This window comes from Halobellus inordinatus, assembly GCF_024464655.1.
GTDB classification, from domain to species: Archaea; Halobacteriota; Halobacteria; order Halobacteriales; family Haloferacaceae; genus Haloquadratum; species Haloquadratum inordinatus.
The window spans coordinates 12410-27522 of sequence record NZ_JANHAV010000008.1 but is presented as its reverse complement, the minus strand read 5'-3'; the positions used below and the strand labels follow the sequence as shown (position 1 = coordinate 27522).

Sequence of the window (15113 nt, the reverse complement as noted above, 5' to 3'; positions counted from 1 at the left end):
CGTGGAACGAACGCTACAGTTCGCTCGGCGGAATCGTCGCCGCTTGCGTCCAGCTACCCTCTTCGACTCGCATAATCGCGAACGGCGACCCGACGTCGCCGTCCTCGTCGAAGTCGATCGGACCGACGAGGCCGCGGTAATCGAGGTCCGACCCCTCCTCGATCGCCGACGCGCCGTCGGTGTAGTTCGTGACGACGGTCTCCGGCGGGTTCGCGACTGTCCGAACGTTCCCCGCGACGTTCGGGGGCGTGATCTCGTCGCCGGCCGTCGCGGTGGTCTTCATCGCGAGGCCGAGCGTGTTCATCGCGTCGTAGGCGTTCCGGGCGAACAGTTTCGGCTTCGAGCCGCTGAAGTCGGTGACGCGCTGCTGGAAGGCTTCGATCCGGCCCTCCTCCTCGGCGGCCTGATAGGTCGCAGACTGCAGTCCGAGAATCCCGCCGGTGACCTGCTCGGGGGCTTCCTCGAGGAAGACGTCTGTCGTCTGGTCCTGCGTGACGTACCAGTTGCCCTCGTAGCCCGCCTGATAGGCGGCCCGCATAATTTTGATACTGTCGTCTTTCGACCCGACGAGGACGGTGACTTCCGGATCGGAGTTCATCACCGTCTGCACTTCGCTCTCGTAAGACGCCTTGCCGGTCTTGAAGTCGACGGCTTCGGTGACCGTTCCGCCGAACTCCTCGAAGGACTCTCGGATCGGGCTCTTGAAGGACTGGAAGACCTCCTTGTTCCCGACCATCAGCGCCATATTCGAGTAGTCGGTGACGGTGTTGTACTGCTGGTTCCGGAGCGCTTTCGCGATCGCTCGCCCGCCGAGCGCGTCCGATGGCACCGTCCGGAAGACGTACTCGCCGCCGCGGTCGTCGAGCGACGTCGTCCCCGCCGTCGGCGTCACGATCGGCACCTGATTCTCCTGGAACAGGTCGAACACGGCGGACATCGTGATCGACGTCGGACCGATGATGCCGGCCACGTTCTCGACGTTGATCAGCTTCTTCGCCGCCGAGAGCGACGCCGACGGCGACCCCTCGGTGTCGGCCTGCACGAGCGTCACGTCGCGACCGCCGATGCCGCCCTGCTCGTTGATCTCCTGGGCGATCATCCGCGTCACCGGCAGCACGTTCTCGCCGACCCACGCGTACTCGCCGGAGAACGGCAGCAGCACGCCGATCGGGATCGCGTCGCCGCCGCTTCCGCCGTCGCCACCGCTGGTCGTCGTCTCGTCTCCACCCGTGGCGGTGGTCCCCTCACCGGATTCAGTGGTACTTCCCGATCCCGAGCCACCAGAACAGCCCGCAAGACCGGCAACCGCTGCTGTCCCTGCCCCAACTAAGAATTCGCGTCTCTGCTTCACGCGACACACTCGACGAGTATTTGTAATAAATGTATATGGGATGTATCGGTTTTCACCCCGCTGCTAGAGTGACATACGTACGCACAACTATCCGCGCCCCGATCTCATAGTGATTACTCTCACTGTTTACCGGCGAGCGCCACTCCCGGTGGTGTTGGTCGGCGGTAAGAGACGAGAGTAATCATTATCAGGCCCCGGGTAGGTCGTCGCCGAGCCCCCGTTCGAGGTTGACGGCGACGTTCTTCGTCTGGAGGTACGAGTCGAGCGCTTCGAACCCCTTCTCGCGGCCGATGCCCGACTTCTTGTACCCGCCGAAGGGCGTCTGATTCGTGTCGCCGAACCACTTGTTGACGTAGACGTTACCGGCCTGGAGTCGCTGGGCGTCGCGGTGAGCGCGGCGGACGTCGTTCGTGAATATCCCCGCCGTGAGTCCGTACTCGACGTCGTTGGCGATCTCCACCGGTTCGTCGCCGTCGCCAAACGGTACGACGACCAACACCGGACCGAAGATCTCCTCTTGGGCGACAACCATCTCGTTGTCGACGTCGACGAACACCGTCGGCTCGACGAAGTTGCCCTCGCGGTCGGGCACGCCGCCGCCAGCCGCGACGGCCGCACCCTCCTCGCGGCCCTGTTCGATGTACTCACACACCCGATCCCGGTGCGCCGCGCTGTTGAGCGGCCCCATATCGGGATCGTCCCGTCCGGGACCGAGTTCGTAGGCGTCCGCGATATCGGTGATCTGCTGGACGAACTCCTCGTACACGTCCTCGTGGACGAGCGCCCGGTCGGCGGCCGAACAGACCTGCCCCGCGTTCGTGAAGATCGCCGTCGCGATCCAGCCGACCGCCTCCTCGACGTCGGCGTCGGGGTAGACGATCGCGGGATTCTTCCCGCCGAGTTCGAGCGTGACGGGCGTGACGTTCTCGGCCGCCGAGCGCATCACCGCTTGCCCAGTAGGGACACTGCCGGTGAAGGTGATCGTGTCGACGCCCTCGTGGGCGGTGAGCGCTTCGCCCGGTTCGCCGCCACCGGCGACGACGTTCACCGCGCCCTCGGGGATTCCGGCCTCATAGCAGAGCTCTGCGAGGTGGAACGCCGACAGCGGCGTCGTCGGAGCCGGCTTGACGACGGTCGCGTTGCCGGCGACGAGTGCGGGCGCGACGCCCCGAGCGAACAGATTCCCCGGGAAGTTCCAGGGCACGATCTGCGCGGAGACGCCGTATGGCTCTCTGACGGTGTAGTCGACCTGCCCGGTGCCGACCGGAATCGACTCGCCCTCCAGTTTGTCGGCCGCGCCGGCGTAGTACTCGAAGTACCGCGCCGCGCCCTCGAAGTCGGATTTCGCCTGCGAGAGCGGCTTCCCCTGATCGAGCGATTCGATCGCCGCGAGTTCGTCTTTGTGCTCTCGGATCAACTCCGCGACCCGGTGGACGCGCTGTCCGCGCGTCACGGGGTCGGTGTCGCGCCACTCGGGAAACGCCTCCCGGGCGGCTGCCACCGCGGCGTCGACGTCGGCCGCCGTCCCCGCGGCGACCGTCGTGATCGGCTCGTTCGTCGCTGGATCGGTGGTCTCGACGTACTCGCCCGCCGCGGGCTCGGTCCACTCCCCGCCGACGAGGTGCGGGTACCGCTCTCGAACGTCTGGCTCTCGCATACCTCCTGGTCGTCGATGGCCCGTGTCAATGTTTGGATCGAGACGGACATACACCGATGACTGATACTGTCGGACAGCAGTTCGTGAATCATATTGGTAGCCACGGGGTACCAATAATTTTCACATCGTTCTGTCCGCCAGTATGAATCGAACACAGGGAAACGTTCATACTCCGACGGCTTCGCCAGCAACTATGGACTTTCAGGGTCGAGCGGTCGCCGTCACTGGCGCCGGCTCGGGGATGGGCGAACGAATCGCGCACCGATTCGCTGAACACGGCGCGGCCGTTGCCGTCGTCGATATCGACGCCGACGCGGCCGCAGCGACGGCTGAAACGATCGAAGCCGAAACACCCGCCGAGGCCGTCGCGATCAGCGCGGACGTCTCCGACGCCGACGACGTCGCGGGATTCATCGCGCGGACGGTCGAGGAGTTCGGGTCGATAGACGTGCTCCACAACAACGCGGGCATCCCACAGGAGGCGACGCCCGTCGAGGAGGTGACGGAAGCCACCTGGGACCGGATTCAGGACGTGAACCTCAAGAGCGCGTTCCTCGGCGCGAAATACGCCGTTCCGCGGATGCGCGAGCAGGGCGGCGGCGTCATTCTCAACACCGCGTCGACGGCCGGCATCCGCCCGCGGACGGGCCTCTCGGCGTACGCGGCCTCGAAGGGCGGGATGATCACGCTCACGAAACAACTCGCCTTCGAACTGGCGGACGACGACATCCGGGTAAACGCTATCTGCCCGGTCGCCACCGACACCGGGATGCTGCCGCAGTTCGCCGGCGACGACCTCTCTGTCGAGGGAATGGCCGAGACGATCCCGCTGGGCCGCCTCGCCGAACCGGACGACGTCGCCGACGCCGCGGTCTTCCTCGCAAGCGAGAACGCCCAGATGATCACCGGCACGGCGCTGGAAGTCGACGGCGGTCGCGACATCTGATAGGGATTATCGTCACTGTTCGGAGATTCTCGCCGTCCCGTCCGGCGAGACATCTATGAGAACGTACGATAATCCCTATGACTCTCGGGCTGAGACCGACGACTATTCTCCGCGAAAACCCCCAGGGAACTGAACGGACGGCCACTTATCTCCCACGACGGGTGAGTATTAGTGTCCTCAGTCGGTATCTTCCTCTGATGACTACGGACGATTCGGTCCTCACAGAGGACGCACCGCTCGATCTTCGGCTCTCGGAACCCGAACTGGAACGGACGGCCGACCACCTCCAGTCGTTCATCCGCGACGTCGTCGACGGGGCCGGTGCCGAGGGCGCGGTCCTCGGTCTCTCGGGCGGCATCGACAGCACGACCGTGGCGTATCTGGCGGTCGAAGCGCTGGGCGCCGAGAACGTTCACGGCCTCGTGATGCCGAGCGTGGTGAACACCGAAGACAATATGAGCGACGCCGAGTGGCTCGCACAGGAACTCGAAATCCCCTACGACGTCGTCGAGATCCAGCCGATCGCGGAGACGGTCTTCGATACATTTCCCGAGGCCGCCGACGATCGGATGGCCGCCGGCAACGTCTACGTCCGCGTTCGCGGCGTGTTGAACTACTTCGTCGCCAACCACGAGAGCAAGGTCGTCCTCGGGACCGGCAACCGCTCGGAGGCGCTGACGGGCTACTTCACCAAGTACGGCGATCAGGCGGTCGACTGCAACCCGATCGGCAACCTCTACAAACAGCAGGTGCGCCAGCTCGCGGACTTCCTGGGCGCGCCGGAGGAACTGGTGATGAAGACGCCCTCCGCCGGGATGTGGTCCGGCCAGACCGACGAGGAAGAGATGGGACTGAACTACGACACGCTCGATGCGATCCTCGCGCTCCACGTCGACGGCCCGCTCTCGGTGGCGGCGACCGTCCGCGAACTGGACGTCACCGAAGCGCAGATCGAGCGGGTCGTCGACCTCTACGAGGGCAGCGCCCACAAGCGCTCGATGCCGCCGGCTCCCGAGCCGCTGCACCGCTGAGCAGCCGTTCGCCCGCGTTGGTCCCGCAGTCTTTCTTCTGACCGCGAGCCTTTTACCCGAACGCGAGCCTTTTACCCGAACGCGGTCGATCTGTCGCACGATGCGACTCGGTATCCTCGGGACGCTGCAACTGGCGGCGACGATGATCTTCGCCGCACCGGTCGGGATCTTCGGGCTCACTCGACTGACGGAGGGCGACATCGCCCTCGGCGCCGGCGCGGTAGCCATCGCTGTCGCGATGGTCGTTCTCCCGCAGTACCTTACGACACCCGGAGATGTCCCGATGAAAATCGGCGAACGCGTCCTCGGCGCGGTCGTGAAGACCCCGGACGACGAGGACACACCCTGACTTCTGAGCCGATTACGCCCGCGGCGAAAACGAGTGCGAGTCGTCGCCGAGGCGTTCGTACCCAGATTCGGTCACGACGATCAGCGCGCTCAGCCGAACGCAGCCCTGCTCGGGATCGGCCACCCCGGGCGCAACAGCAATTACCATCCCCGCTTCGAGTGCTGTGCCACCGCGGAGGGGCGGCGACTCGCGCCGCGAGAGTCCGACGCCGTATCCGACGCCGAGCGGCCCGTCTGGGAGTTCGATCCCGGTCGTCGGATCGAAGCCGAACGCAGCCAGCTCCGCGTCGGCTTCGCGGGCGACGTCCCCGGCGTCGGCACCGGCCTCGATTTCGGACAGTCCGGCGTCGAGTGCCGACTCGACGGCCACGTACGCGCGGCGATCCCAGCCGCCGTCGCTGTCGACGACGACCGTCCGCGTGAGCGCGCCGTGATAGCCGTGGGGTCCGCGCGGCGTGACCTCGATACGGATCGGCTCGTTCGTTCGGATCGAGACGGCTTCGCAGGTCCCTCCATCGCCGGCCGGGCGATGTGCCCCGACGCTGACGACGGTGTTTCCGACGTCGCTGACACCGTGCCGAGCCAGTTCGGCGTTTACCTCTCGCGTCAGCCGATCGGGCGTGAGCGGTGCGTCTTGCCAGCGGAGTTCGGACCCGCCGTCGTCGCCCGCGTCTGCTGCCGCGTCCGCCGCGGCGAGAACCGCCTCGGCGCGGCGGGTGGCTGCGGCTGCCGCCGCCTGGACGCCCCGGATCGCGTCGACTTCGCTGTCGGTCTTGATCCGTCGGGCGTCCGCGACCGCCGTCGTCGACTGCAACTCGTAGCCCGCGCGCTCCAGATAGACGGCGGCATCGTGCGGGATCGTCGGTGGGACGAGAACGAGCGGCGGTTCGCCGTCGCTCGCGGCTCCTGCTTCCGAGTGGTCGAGTATCGCGGCGGCTCGCTCGCCTGCGGGGTCGCCGGCGCGCTCGGTCGCGACGCGGCCGTCGAACTGCCGGGTCGCTTTCGTCTCGAATCCGGCGGGTGCACAGAGCACGCTTTCGCGCGTTGTTCCTGCCGTTCGGACGAACGCGTACTCGCGCTCCGGCCCGTCGAAGCGCGTCAGATATCGGAGATCGTCGTCACGCCGGCCGCCGACGGCGACGAAGCCGACCGCGTCGGCCGCTTCGAGCGCGTCGTCGAGGAACGACCAGTCGGTCCGGATCGACCCCGACTCGGAGCCCTCGCGGGACACGCTCGGTCAGGCGTCCGGCTCGGGTGCCGGAACTTCGCCTTCCTGGGCGTCGGCCAGCAGTTCCTCGACCGACTCCTCGCGGATCTCGTTGTGCAGCAGCACGCTCACCGGAAGCGTCGGCGCGCCGCTGACGAGGTTTTCGAGGATGATGAGACGCTCGCGCGCACGGGACATCCCGACGTAGAACACCCGGCGCTCGTTGTCGGTGAGAATCGGAACGGGGTCGGTGCTGGCGGTGAACTCCTCGACGGCGTCGACTTCGTCGTCCTCGACCGAGGCGGCCATCTGTTCGACGACCTTCTCGGTGAGGTCGGTCGCGACGAAGACGTGGTCGGCCTCGCGACCCTTCGCGGAGTGGATCGTGCCGATGCGGACGCGGTCGGGGTCCATCCCGCGGTACTCGCCCGCGAAGTACGCCTCGACGGAGTTGCGCTGGAAGGAGGTGACCTTCCGGAGCATATCGCCGGCGGAGGCCCCGTCGGGGGCGAACGGCGCGAACTCGGTGATCACGTCGGGATCGACCGAGAGGTCGGTGAGGTCGTCGACGCCGGCGTCCTCCTGTAGCTCGTCGATGCGGTCGAAGAGGTCGTCGCGATCGTTGCTGCCGAACGCCGAGTCCTGCAGCATATCCGCGAGTCGCCGCGCCTGCAGTCCGTCGAGCGCCTCTTCGCGTTCGAGGCGTTCGATCCCGCGCACGTACTGCGTCAGGCGATCGGTCCACATCCGCTGGTCGGTGAGCGCCGAGAAGGGCATCCCGAGCGGCAGGAACTCGTCGATGAACTGGAACAGCTGATAACGGGCGCGGAACAGCACCATCACCGTCTCGTCGTCGTCGCCCTGCTCGATCGTGTAGCGGACGTTCCGCGCGAGATCAAGCATCGACGGGGATTCGATCCCCTCGACGACGCCGCCCTCCTTGCGCGGCCGGAGGTCCTTCTCCTGGCGTTTGTCGATGTGGCGGATCTCCTGATTGACGACGTTGAGGACCTGCGAGGGAAGCCGATAGGAGTTCGGCAGGACCTCGTCCTCGTCGCGTTCGGCGTCGAGCAGCAGGTTCGGGTCCGCGCCCTGCCAGGCGTAGACGACCTGGTCGTCGTCGCCGGCGATGAGGACGCGCTCCATATGGGGCTTCCACTCCTGATAGACGTCGTACTGCAGCGTCGTGATGTCCTGGAACTCGTCGATGACGAGGTAGTCGACGTGGGGCACGAGCGAGCGCTGCTTCACGCGTTCGAGCATATCCGCGAAGCCGACGAGGCCGTGTTCACCCTTGTAGCTCCGCCACGCGCGGATCACCTCGGGGACGTCGATCCGGTCGTCGTCGGAGGGCCACGTCGGGGTGTACTTGTTGCCCTCCTGGGCGTTCGGGTCGACCTCGGGCGGCAGCCGGACTTCCTCGACGTTCCACTGGAAGGGGACGTCGTACCAGTCCGAGACGTCTCGGCGGGTGCGCTGGAGCCACTGGCTCGTCGCGATGATCTTGTTGCCGATCGTGGTCGAGCGGGCGGTCCGTCGGCCGGCGCCGCCGTACTCGTCTTCGAATTCGACGCCGTACTCCTCACAGAACTCCTTTTTGTCGCTCTCGCCGACGACGTCGTTCCGGGAGAGATCCAGCAGTTCGTACGCTTTCGCGTGCATCGTCGCGACGTTGCCCTTCAGGGCCCGCGGGGAGATGTCGAGCCGCTCTGCGAGCCGCTCGCGAACCTCTGCGGCGGCCGCCCGCGTGTAGGAGACGACGAGGATGTCCCGGATCGTGACGTCGTCTTGATCCAGTAGCTCGTCGACCCGATCGAGCAGGGCCGTCGTCTTCCCGCTTCCGGGGCCACCGAACAATCGGGTGACCGTCGCGTCGGAGTCGCTCATTGAAGGCGTTCACGCGCTTGCGCGTGATAAAGTACCTGTTTCGAGAATGAAGTTCGAGACGCCGATTCGAGCCTTCGTGCGGGCCGTCCTACGTGCGCGGATCCCACCCGCAGACGGCGCAGTCGGTCGCGCTGGCGTCGTGAAGTGCACCACACTCCGGACACTGCTTCTTGTTATACGACGTCTCCCAGTCTACTGTCTCGGTATCGTGACCGCGGTCGTCGAGGAACTGGTCGAACAGAGCGTCGTCGGAAGTCGGTGCTGAGGCCATACACGATATGGTATGTCGTACCAATACTTAGTCCTACTGCCGAGTACAGAGTCGTGAGGATCGGTCGCGAGCCTCCGCTCACGCGTCGAGAACAGCGTCCGGCGGGTGGCGGGTGCGATCGACCGCCGGCCCGCCCCTCAGACGGAATCGAGGTCGTAGAGCGCGCCGTACTTCTCGGTGACGTAGTCGACGAACGCCTCCGCGGTGAACGCCGATCCGGTCGCCCGCTCGACGAGTTCGTTCGTCTCGTAGCGCGCGCCGTGGCGGTGGACGTTCTCGGTCAGCCACTCGTGCAGCGCGTCGAAGTCGCGAGCGGTGATCTCCGCCTCCAGATCGTCGATGTCGTCCTCGGCGGCCGCGTACAACTGGGCGGCCATCGCCGACCCCAGCGAGTACGTCGGGAAGTACCCGAAGTTGCCGTGGCTCCAGTGGATGTCCTGGAGACAGCCCTCACTGTCGGTGTCGGGGCGGACGCCGAGGTACTCCTCGTACTTGTCGTTCCAGACTTCCGGCACCTCGTCGACGTCGATGTCGCCGGCGATCAGCGCGCGCTCGATCTCGAAGCGGATGATGATGTGCAGATGGTAGGTGAGTTCGTCCGCCTCGACGCGGATGAGGTTGTCCTCGTAGACCTGGTTTGCGGCCTCGTAGGCCTCTCGGGGCGTCACTTCGGAAGCCTTCGGGAAGTGCTCGGCGAACGTGGGCAAGAAGCCCTCCCAGAACGCCTGCGAGCGCCCGACGTGGTTCTCCCAGAGGCGCGACTGGGACTCGTGGACCGAGAGGTCCCGATCCTCGCCGAGCGGACTCGCGTAGTGCTCGTCTGGCAGGCCGAGCGTGTAGGTCGCGTGCCCGAACTCGTGGATCGTCGACGTGAGCGATCCGAGCGGATCGGTCTCGTCGAAGCGGGTGGTCACCCGCGCGTCGAACGTCGTACCCGAGGAGAACGGGTGCGGCGCGGTGTCGAGGCGGCCCCGATCCCAGGGATAGCCGAGCGTCGAGAGCACGTCTCGACAGAGGTCCTCCTGCTCGCCGGCGGGATACTCTCCGAGCGAGGTGAACGCGTCCGTCGCCAGTTCGGCCTCGGACTCTCTGATCTCCTCGATCATCGGCACGAGCGTCTCCCGGAGCGTTTCGAGGATCGACTCCGCGCGCTCTAAGGAGAGACACGGCTCGAAGTCCTCGAAGAGCACCTCGTAGGCGTCGCGGTCCGGATCGATGTGCTCTGCGTACTCGCGTTTGAGTTCGACGTGCTTCTGCAGGTACGGCGCGAACGCCTCGAAGTCGTCTTCGGCTTTCGCTTTCTTCCACGCTGGCAGCGCCTCCGACGCAGTCGTCGAAATTTCCTCGACCAGTTCGGACGGCACGGCGACTGCGCGGTCGTACTCGCGACGGATCTCGCGGACGACGGCCGCCTGTTCGTCCCTCAGTTCCGTCGCTTCGAGTTCGTCGAGCGCGTCGCCGACGGCGTCGTCTGTGAGGAGGTCGTGCGACAGCGACGACAGCGTCGAGAGTTGCTGTGACCGCGCCGGCGTCCCCGCGTCGGGCATCATCACCTGCTGGTCCCACGAGAGGATGCCGCTCGCGTTGCGGACGTTCGCCACGCGTCGGTACTCTTCGAGCAGCGTCTCGTAGGCGTCCGGTGCGCTCTCGTCGTCTCGCTCCGACTCCGAAGCCGCCTCGGGTGCGTCTGTCGCCATCGTCGTGACTGTGGACGCGAGTGCGTATCAAGCCGACGCCTCTCTTTTATGTCACCTGCTCGGCCACCGCTCGGCGAGGTTCTGATACAGCCGCCGACACCGCGCCAGCGCCTCGATCGAGACACTCTCGTTCGCCGTGTGCGCTTCACCGGGCTCTGACGCGCCGGCGACGACACAGGTCGCTCCCGCGGCCGCGAGCCACCCCGCGTCGGTCGCGTGTGGCTTGGTCACGCGCTCGGGCGTCGCTGTCTGCGCCGCGTCGGCCGCGGCGAGCGCGGCGTCGGCGAACGCGGCCTCGTCGCACGCCATCGGCGGGAGGTCCTGATCGATAGCCCACTCGACGCCGTCGATCTCCTCGACTCGCTCCAGGTGCGCTCGCTCGCTCGGGACGGTGCGCTCGTCGACCGTCACCGTACAGATCTCGGGGACGACGTTCCACGCCGACCCGCCGTCGATCTCGGTGACGACGACGCTTCCCGTGAGCGTTCGGCCGAGGACCGTCGCGTCGGGCGCGTCGAGATCGCGGATCGTCCTGACGGCGTCGCAGGCGAGGTAGACCGCGTTCTCACCAGTCTCAGGTTCACTCGCGTGTGCGGCGGCCCCGCGTGCGGTGATCGTCGATCCGCGCCGGCCGCGATGAGCGACGACGACGTCCGTCTGGTTCTCACCCGCGTAGTTCGTCGATCCCTCACCGACCACGGCGTAGTCGGGCGCGAAGCCGTCCTCGATGGCGGCGCGCGCGCCCACGCCGCCCTGTTCCTCCCCGACGAACGAGGCGAAGACGAGTTCACCAGCGGGGTCGGCGTCGCGGAACGCGAGCATCGCGGCCGCCAGCGACCCTTTCATATCGGCCGTGCCGCGGCCGTAGAGCCTTCCATCTCGCTCGTCGACGGCGTACTTCGTGTCGCCTTTCTCGGTGGTCCCGCTGCTCGCGACCTGCGACGCGTCGGGTTCGACGACGTCGTGGTGGCCGACCAGCGCCAGCGACGTGGCGCCCGTTCCCCGCCGGGCGACGACGTTGCCGTGCCGATCTCGCGTCACGTCCGCGTCGGTCTCGGTCCGCAGCCACTTCTCGATGGCGTCGCCTGCGGCGGTCTCGTCCTCGTAGCTCGGGATGGAAACGAGCCGTCGCGTCAGCGCCACCACGTCCGTCCGATTCTCGCTCACACGCGGAGGTTCCGCCCCATCGTAGAAAAGTCTCGGGAGCACGTCGGCGGCGTCCCCGCCACGTTCGGCCGCGGCTTCTCCCCGTGGCCTCACGCCTCGACGGCGAGTTCCTCGAAGAACGCGAGGTCGTGGATCCGGCTGTCGTTGGTCAGTTCGGGGTGGAACGCGGTGCCGACGACCGGGCCGTCGCGGACGGCGACCGGGCGGCCCTCCCACTCGGCGAGCACCTCGACGCCCTCGCCGACCTCGTCGATGGCGGGCGCGCGGATGAACACGGCGGGGAACGGCTCGTCGAACCCGGCGACATCGAGCGGAGCCTCGAAACTGTCGACCTGCCGACCGAACGCGTTGCGGTCGACGGTCACGTCGAGCAGGTCGAGCGTGTCGACGCGCTCGTCGTTGGCGTCGCTGGAGGCGACGATGAGGCCCGCACACGTCGCTAGGACGGGCTTGCCGGCCGCGACGTGCTCGCGGATCTCCTCGTCGATGCCCTCGCTCGCGAGCAGTCGTGAGATGGCCGTCGACTCCCCGCCGGGCAGCAGTAAGACATCGCAGTCGGCCACGTGACCGGACTGCCTGATCTCGATCACGTCGACTTCCTCGTCGTGGGCCGCGCCGGCGCGCCGGATAGCCGCCGCGTGTTCAGAGACGTCGCCCTGGACGGCGACGACACCCGCTCGTAACATAGCTGTGCGTCGGAGTCGAATCGACAAAAAGCGTCCGTTGTTCGTCGTCGTCTCGGGTCGGTGCGTGGAGTCGCTGTACGGCGCCGCCCCGGGTCGCCCGCCGGTCGTGCGTCGCCGTGCGTCGCGCCGGGAGTTAGATCGCGACGGCGTTCAGTACGAGGACGCCGACGCCGAAGAGGAGTCCAAACGCGAAGACGGTCTTCGGATCGATGCGGATGGCGTTGCGGTCCTCGGCGTCGAAGTATCGAACGAGCCCCGCACTCGACATCAGGCCGCCGCTGTTCTGGCCGCTGCTCATACCTGTAGGTCGGCGGTCCCTCGCCTAAACGTTTCGGATCCGCGAGCGGTCCCGACGGAGTCGTGGCCGTATCGAGACCGCCACTGGCGGTCGCATATGATGGTGACGACGGGGCGGTGGAAACGCTTATGCGAGGCCCCGCGCAACTTCGCTACGCACACGATGACCGTCCGAGTACTCGATTTTTACGCCGATTGGTGCGGCCCGTGCAAGAAGCAGGATCCCATCTTAGAGGACCTCGAAGCCGAATACGGTGACGTCGACTTCCAGAAGATCGACGTCGACGAGGAGCAGGACCTCGCTAATCAGTACCAGGTCCGTTCGCTGCCGACGGTCGTCGTCGAGCAGGACGGCGACATCGTCGACCGGTTCGTCGGCTTCACACAGCGCGAAGACATCGAGGCCGCGCTGCAGCAGGCCGCCCGGCCCGCCGGCGCGTAACGCAGTCTCACAGGGATTATCGTCACTGTTCGGAGATTCTCGCCGTCCCGTCCGGCGAGACATCTATGGAGACTTACGATAACCCCTATCAGTTCCAACCGCCGGGCTAATCGGCCTGCTGTCGCTGATCCGCGCTTCTCGCTCCAGTTTTTCACCGCGGTAGCCCGAGGCTCTCGTCGCGTGTCTCGCAAGCATTATACTTCCCCGCCTGGTAGCCTGCCTTATGCCAAAGAACGAGGCCGCAGTGAAACGAGAACTGGAAAAGCAGATCTGTATGCGCTGTAACGCACGCAACCCGAAGCGAGCCGAGCAGTGCCGCAAGTGCGGCTACAAGAACCTTCGACCCAAGTCGAAGGAACGCCGCGCCGCGTAGTTACTCTTCGGGATACTTCGGTTCTCGGCGCTCCGCTCGTTCGAGCGCCCGCGCTATCACGTCGCGTACAGCGTCCTCGCCGTCCGGATCGGCGCGGTACACGTCGCCGTGGCCGGCGTACAGTTCCTCGACCGTTTCCGGCATCCGATCGAGCAGCGTTTCGAGGCTCTCGATGAGGCGCTCGCGCGACTGCCCTCGCATATCCGTCCGGCCGAAACTCCCGTCGTCGAACGCGCCGTCGTTGTAGACGACGACGTCGCCGCTGAAGATGCGCGTCTCCCCGACGAGCGAGACGTGGTCGTCGGCGTGGCCGGGCGTGTAGACGACCTCGTAGGACTCCCCACAGAGTTCTCGTACCTCGCCATCGGTTAGCCCACCCGTCCGTCGCGGGTGGTCGCCGTAGGCGTACAGGTCGGCGTCGAAGCGGTCGAGCACCGCGTCGAGTTCGGCGACGTGATCGCCGTGCTGGTGGGTGAGATAGACCGCGTCGAGGTCGTCGACGTACTCCGCGATGACGTCTTCGACGCCCGGCATCGTCCCGGCGTCGACGAGCACGGGACGCTCGCAGTCCAGCAGATAGGCGTTACACGTGAACTCCGTCGCGTTCTCGGTGACCGTGTGAATCTCCATACGCGAGAGTTCTGCGGCGGCGACGAAAAACCTCCGGGCCGCTCCCTGCTACGTCGCCGTCTCGGGACTCGTGCTCGTCGCCTTCGAGCCCACTACTCGACGAAAACGGCGACCCGAAACCTGCGTGTGTTTTTTGTCGTTCTGTTTCGTACATCTTCGTGTATGGGATTTGGGAGCTACGACGAGTCCGAACAGGAAAATCAGGACTTCGACACCGATCTCGACGACGACGGGGTCGCGACCTCCCAGGCCGACCACGGGGGCGACGTCGAGTTCGAGATTGGGGCGTCGAACGACGAACTCCTGGACCGACTCAAAGACATCAAAGAGGAGTAGGGCCACGGTGATTCCCGCGTACCGGCCGCGGGGGCGACGACCGAACACCGGTGCGACGATGGGGGGTGATCCGGACACGCATCGATCTCTCGACGCGACACCGAACTGCTGTTCTGACGGACGCATCGCTCTGCAACCGACCGCCGTGCGGGACTTCGATCGGAGGCCCGCCGAGTACGAAACCGCCGCGGTGGTGTTGCGTGGGTGGTGAAACCCGGCACGCGCGCACTCGGCATCGCGGAGTCGACCGACGAGACTAGCGGCCGCTGTACGTTTTGCGGCGCAGTCGTGCGCGCTGACCGCGCTGTCGACGGCTTCGCGTTCGCGACGGCCACTGTCGGCGGCCTCGACGCCACCGACGCCGTCTGTACGCTTCTCGACCGACTGGACCGGCCGGACGTGCAGTACCTGCTGGTGTCGGGCGTCGCGCCCGCGTGGTTCAACCTCCTCGACCTCGATCGGATCGCCACAGCCGCCGACCGGCCGGTGCTGTCGGTCTCCTACGAGGATAGTCCTGGGCTCGAACCGGCACTCAGAGAACAGTTCGACGGCGACGCGCTCGATTCGCGGCTGGCGATCTACGACCGATTGCCGGCCCGGCGTCGCCTGCGCGTGAACGACGAGACGGTTTTCGCGCGGGGCGTCGGCGTCGACGACGACGAGGCCGCTCGCGTCGTTCGCGCGTATACGCCGGCCGGTGGCCGGCCCGAACCGGTCCGAGTCGCCCGCCTCGCGGCGCGCGGCGCGCGGGCCTGGCGCGACGACGCAGACCGCTGACCCTGCCGCA

At 66.5% G+C, this 15113-nt stretch carries 17 protein-coding genes; 7 read left to right on the top strand and 10 right to left on the bottom strand.

Annotation, left to right across the window (positions count from 1 at the left end):
* Window positions 1-13: 13 nt before the first annotated feature.
* Together NO347_RS13795 and NO347_RS13790 are read right to left on the bottom strand one after the other, a co-directional pair.
* Entirely contained in the window at window positions 14-1351 is a 1338-nt protein-coding gene (locus NO347_RS13795) for an ABC transporter substrate-binding protein (protein ID WP_256290200.1), read from the bottom strand.
* Window positions 1352-1538: 187 nt separating this feature from the next.
* The gene (locus NO347_RS13790) at window positions 1539-3008 is read right to left on the bottom strand and encodes an aldehyde dehydrogenase family protein (RefSeq protein WP_256290199.1); all 1470 of its coding nucleotides are present in this window, start codon (window positions 3006-3008) and stop codon (window positions 1539-1541) included.
* Window positions 3009-3201: 193 nt separating this feature from the next.
* Between NO347_RS13790 and NO347_RS13785 the strand changes: the two genes are divergently transcribed.
* The 3 genes from NO347_RS13785 (at window position 3202) to NO347_RS13775 (ending at window position 5334) form a co-directional block, all read left to right on the top strand.
* Window positions 3202-3954, top strand: coding sequence for an SDR family oxidoreductase (locus tag NO347_RS13785; protein WP_256290198.1), 753 nt, complete (start codon window positions 3202-3204; stop codon window positions 3952-3954).
* A 197-nt stretch (window positions 3955-4151) separates the two neighbouring features.
* The gene (locus tag NO347_RS13780; RefSeq protein ID WP_256290197.1) at window positions 4152-4985 is read left to right on the top strand and encodes an NAD+ synthase; all 834 of its coding nucleotides are present in this window, start codon (window positions 4152-4154) and stop codon (window positions 4983-4985) included.
* A gap of 100 nt (window positions 4986-5085) precedes the next feature.
* Window positions 5086-5334, top strand: a complete 249-nt coding sequence (locus NO347_RS13775) for a DUF7533 family protein (RefSeq protein ID WP_256290196.1) — start codon at window positions 5086-5088, stop codon at window positions 5332-5334.
* A gap of 12 nt (window positions 5335-5346) precedes the next feature.
* Here NO347_RS13775 and NO347_RS13770 read toward each other — a convergent pair whose 3' ends face one another.
* The 7 genes from NO347_RS13770 to NO347_RS13740 all read right to left on the bottom strand — a co-directional run bounded on the left by NO347_RS13770 (window position 5347) and on the right by NO347_RS13740 (window position 12546).
* On the bottom strand, window positions 5347-6564 hold the full coding sequence (locus tag NO347_RS13770) for a M24 family metallopeptidase (RefSeq protein WP_256290195.1): 1218 nt from the start codon (window positions 6562-6564) through the stop codon (window positions 5347-5349).
* A 6-nt stretch (window positions 6565-6570) separates the two neighbouring features.
* Window positions 6571-8427, bottom strand: coding sequence for a UvrD-helicase domain-containing protein (locus tag NO347_RS13765; protein ID WP_256290194.1), 1857 nt, complete (start codon window positions 8425-8427; stop codon window positions 6571-6573).
* A gap of 88 nt (window positions 8428-8515) precedes the next feature.
* On the bottom strand, window positions 8516-8698 hold the full coding sequence (locus NO347_RS13760) for an HVO_0416 family zinc finger protein (protein ID WP_256290193.1): 183 nt from the start codon (window positions 8696-8698) through the stop codon (window positions 8516-8518).
* A 137-nt stretch (window positions 8699-8835) separates the two neighbouring features.
* Window positions 8836-10395: a carboxypeptidase M32 gene (locus NO347_RS13755; RefSeq protein ID WP_256290192.1), complete on the bottom strand. Its 1560-nt coding sequence runs from the start codon at window positions 10393-10395 to the stop codon at window positions 8836-8838.
* Between the two features lie 51 nt (window positions 10396-10446).
* Window positions 10447-11562 (bottom strand): M20 family metallopeptidase, encoded by a 1116-nt coding sequence (locus NO347_RS13750; RefSeq protein ID WP_256290191.1) that lies wholly within the window; start codon window positions 11560-11562, stop codon window positions 10447-10449.
* A gap of 89 nt (window positions 11563-11651) precedes the next feature.
* Complete coding sequence (gene pdxT / locus NO347_RS13745; protein WP_256290190.1) at window positions 11652-12248, bottom strand: pyridoxal 5'-phosphate synthase glutaminase subunit PdxT; 597 nt, start codon at window positions 12246-12248, stop codon at window positions 11652-11654.
* 133 nt (window positions 12249-12381) lie between these two features.
* On the bottom strand, window positions 12382-12546 hold the full coding sequence (locus NO347_RS13740; RefSeq protein WP_049985347.1) for a preprotein translocase subunit Sec61beta: 165 nt from the start codon (window positions 12544-12546) through the stop codon (window positions 12382-12384).
* Between the two features lie 162 nt (window positions 12547-12708).
* Here NO347_RS13740 and trxA point away from each other — a divergent pair, with 162 nt between their 5' ends.
* Both trxA and NO347_RS13730 read left to right on the top strand, forming a co-directional pair.
* A complete protein-coding gene (trxA, locus tag NO347_RS13735; RefSeq protein ID WP_121569070.1) occupies window positions 12709-12987 on the top strand; it encodes a thioredoxin in 279 nt (92 codons plus the stop codon).
* Window positions 12988-13210: 223 nt separating this feature from the next.
* Window positions 13211-13360, top strand: coding sequence for a 50S ribosomal protein L40e (locus NO347_RS13730; RefSeq protein WP_121569069.1), 150 nt, complete (start codon window positions 13211-13213; stop codon window positions 13358-13360).
* Here NO347_RS13730 and NO347_RS13725 read toward each other — a convergent pair whose 3' ends face one another.
* Window positions 13361-13990, bottom strand: a complete 630-nt coding sequence (locus NO347_RS13725) for an MBL fold metallo-hydrolase (protein WP_256290189.1) — start codon at window positions 13988-13990, stop codon at window positions 13361-13363.
* 162 nt (window positions 13991-14152) lie between these two features.
* Here NO347_RS13725 and NO347_RS13720 point away from each other — a divergent pair, with 162 nt between their 5' ends.
* A complete protein-coding gene (locus tag NO347_RS13720; protein ID WP_256290188.1) occupies window positions 14153-14326 on the top strand; it encodes a DUF5786 family protein in 174 nt (57 codons plus the stop codon).
* A 207-nt stretch (window positions 14327-14533) separates the two neighbouring features.
* Complete coding sequence (locus tag NO347_RS13715) at window positions 14534-15103, top strand: endonuclease dU (protein ID WP_343217982.1); 570 nt, start codon at window positions 14534-14536, stop codon at window positions 15101-15103.
* The last annotated feature ends 10 nt before the right edge of the window (window positions 15104-15113 follow it).

What these genes read in the sequence shown, in the direction of transcription:
- NO347_RS13790 (WP_256290199.1), bottom strand. Translation starts at nt 3,008, where the DNA reads ATGCGAGAGCCAGACGTTCGAGAGCGGTACCCGCACCTCGTCGGCGGG.
- NO347_RS13785 (WP_256290198.1), top strand. Translation starts at nt 3,202, where the DNA reads ATGGACTTTCAGGGTCGAGCGGTCGCCGTCACTGGCGCCGGCTCGGGG.
- NO347_RS13780 (WP_256290197.1), top strand. Translation starts at nt 4,152, where the DNA reads ATGACTACGGACGATTCGGTCCTCACAGAGGACGCACCGCTCGATCTT.
- NO347_RS13775 (WP_256290196.1), top strand. Translation starts at nt 5,086, where the DNA reads ATGCGACTCGGTATCCTCGGGACGCTGCAACTGGCGGCGACGATGATC.
- NO347_RS13765 (WP_256290194.1), bottom strand. Translation starts at nt 8,427, where the DNA reads ATGAGCGACTCCGACGCGACGGTCACCCGATTGTTCGGTGGCCCCGGA.
- NO347_RS13760 (WP_256290193.1), bottom strand. Translation starts at nt 8,698, where the DNA reads ATGGCCTCAGCACCGACTTCCGACGACGCTCTGTTCGACCAGTTCCTC.
- NO347_RS13755 (WP_256290192.1), bottom strand. Translation starts at nt 10,395, where the DNA reads ATGGCGACAGACGCACCCGAGGCGGCTTCGGAGTCGGAGCGAGACGAC.
- pdxT (WP_256290190.1), bottom strand. Translation starts at nt 12,248, where the DNA reads ATGTTACGAGCGGGTGTCGTCGCCGTCCAGGGCGACGTCTCTGAACAC.
- NO347_RS13740 (WP_049985347.1), bottom strand. Translation starts at nt 12,546, where the DNA reads ATGAGCAGCGGCCAGAACAGCGGCGGCCTGATGTCGAGTGCGGGGCTC.
- trxA (WP_121569070.1), top strand. Translation starts at nt 12,709, where the DNA reads ATGACCGTCCGAGTACTCGATTTTTACGCCGATTGGTGCGGCCCGTGC.
- NO347_RS13730 (WP_121569069.1), top strand. Translation starts at nt 13,211, where the DNA reads ATGCCAAAGAACGAGGCCGCAGTGAAACGAGAACTGGAAAAGCAGATC.
- NO347_RS13725 (WP_256290189.1), bottom strand. Translation starts at nt 13,990, where the DNA reads ATGGAGATTCACACGGTCACCGAGAACGCGACGGAGTTCACGTGTAAC.
- NO347_RS13720 (WP_256290188.1), top strand. Translation starts at nt 14,153, where the DNA reads ATGGGATTTGGGAGCTACGACGAGTCCGAACAGGAAAATCAGGACTTC.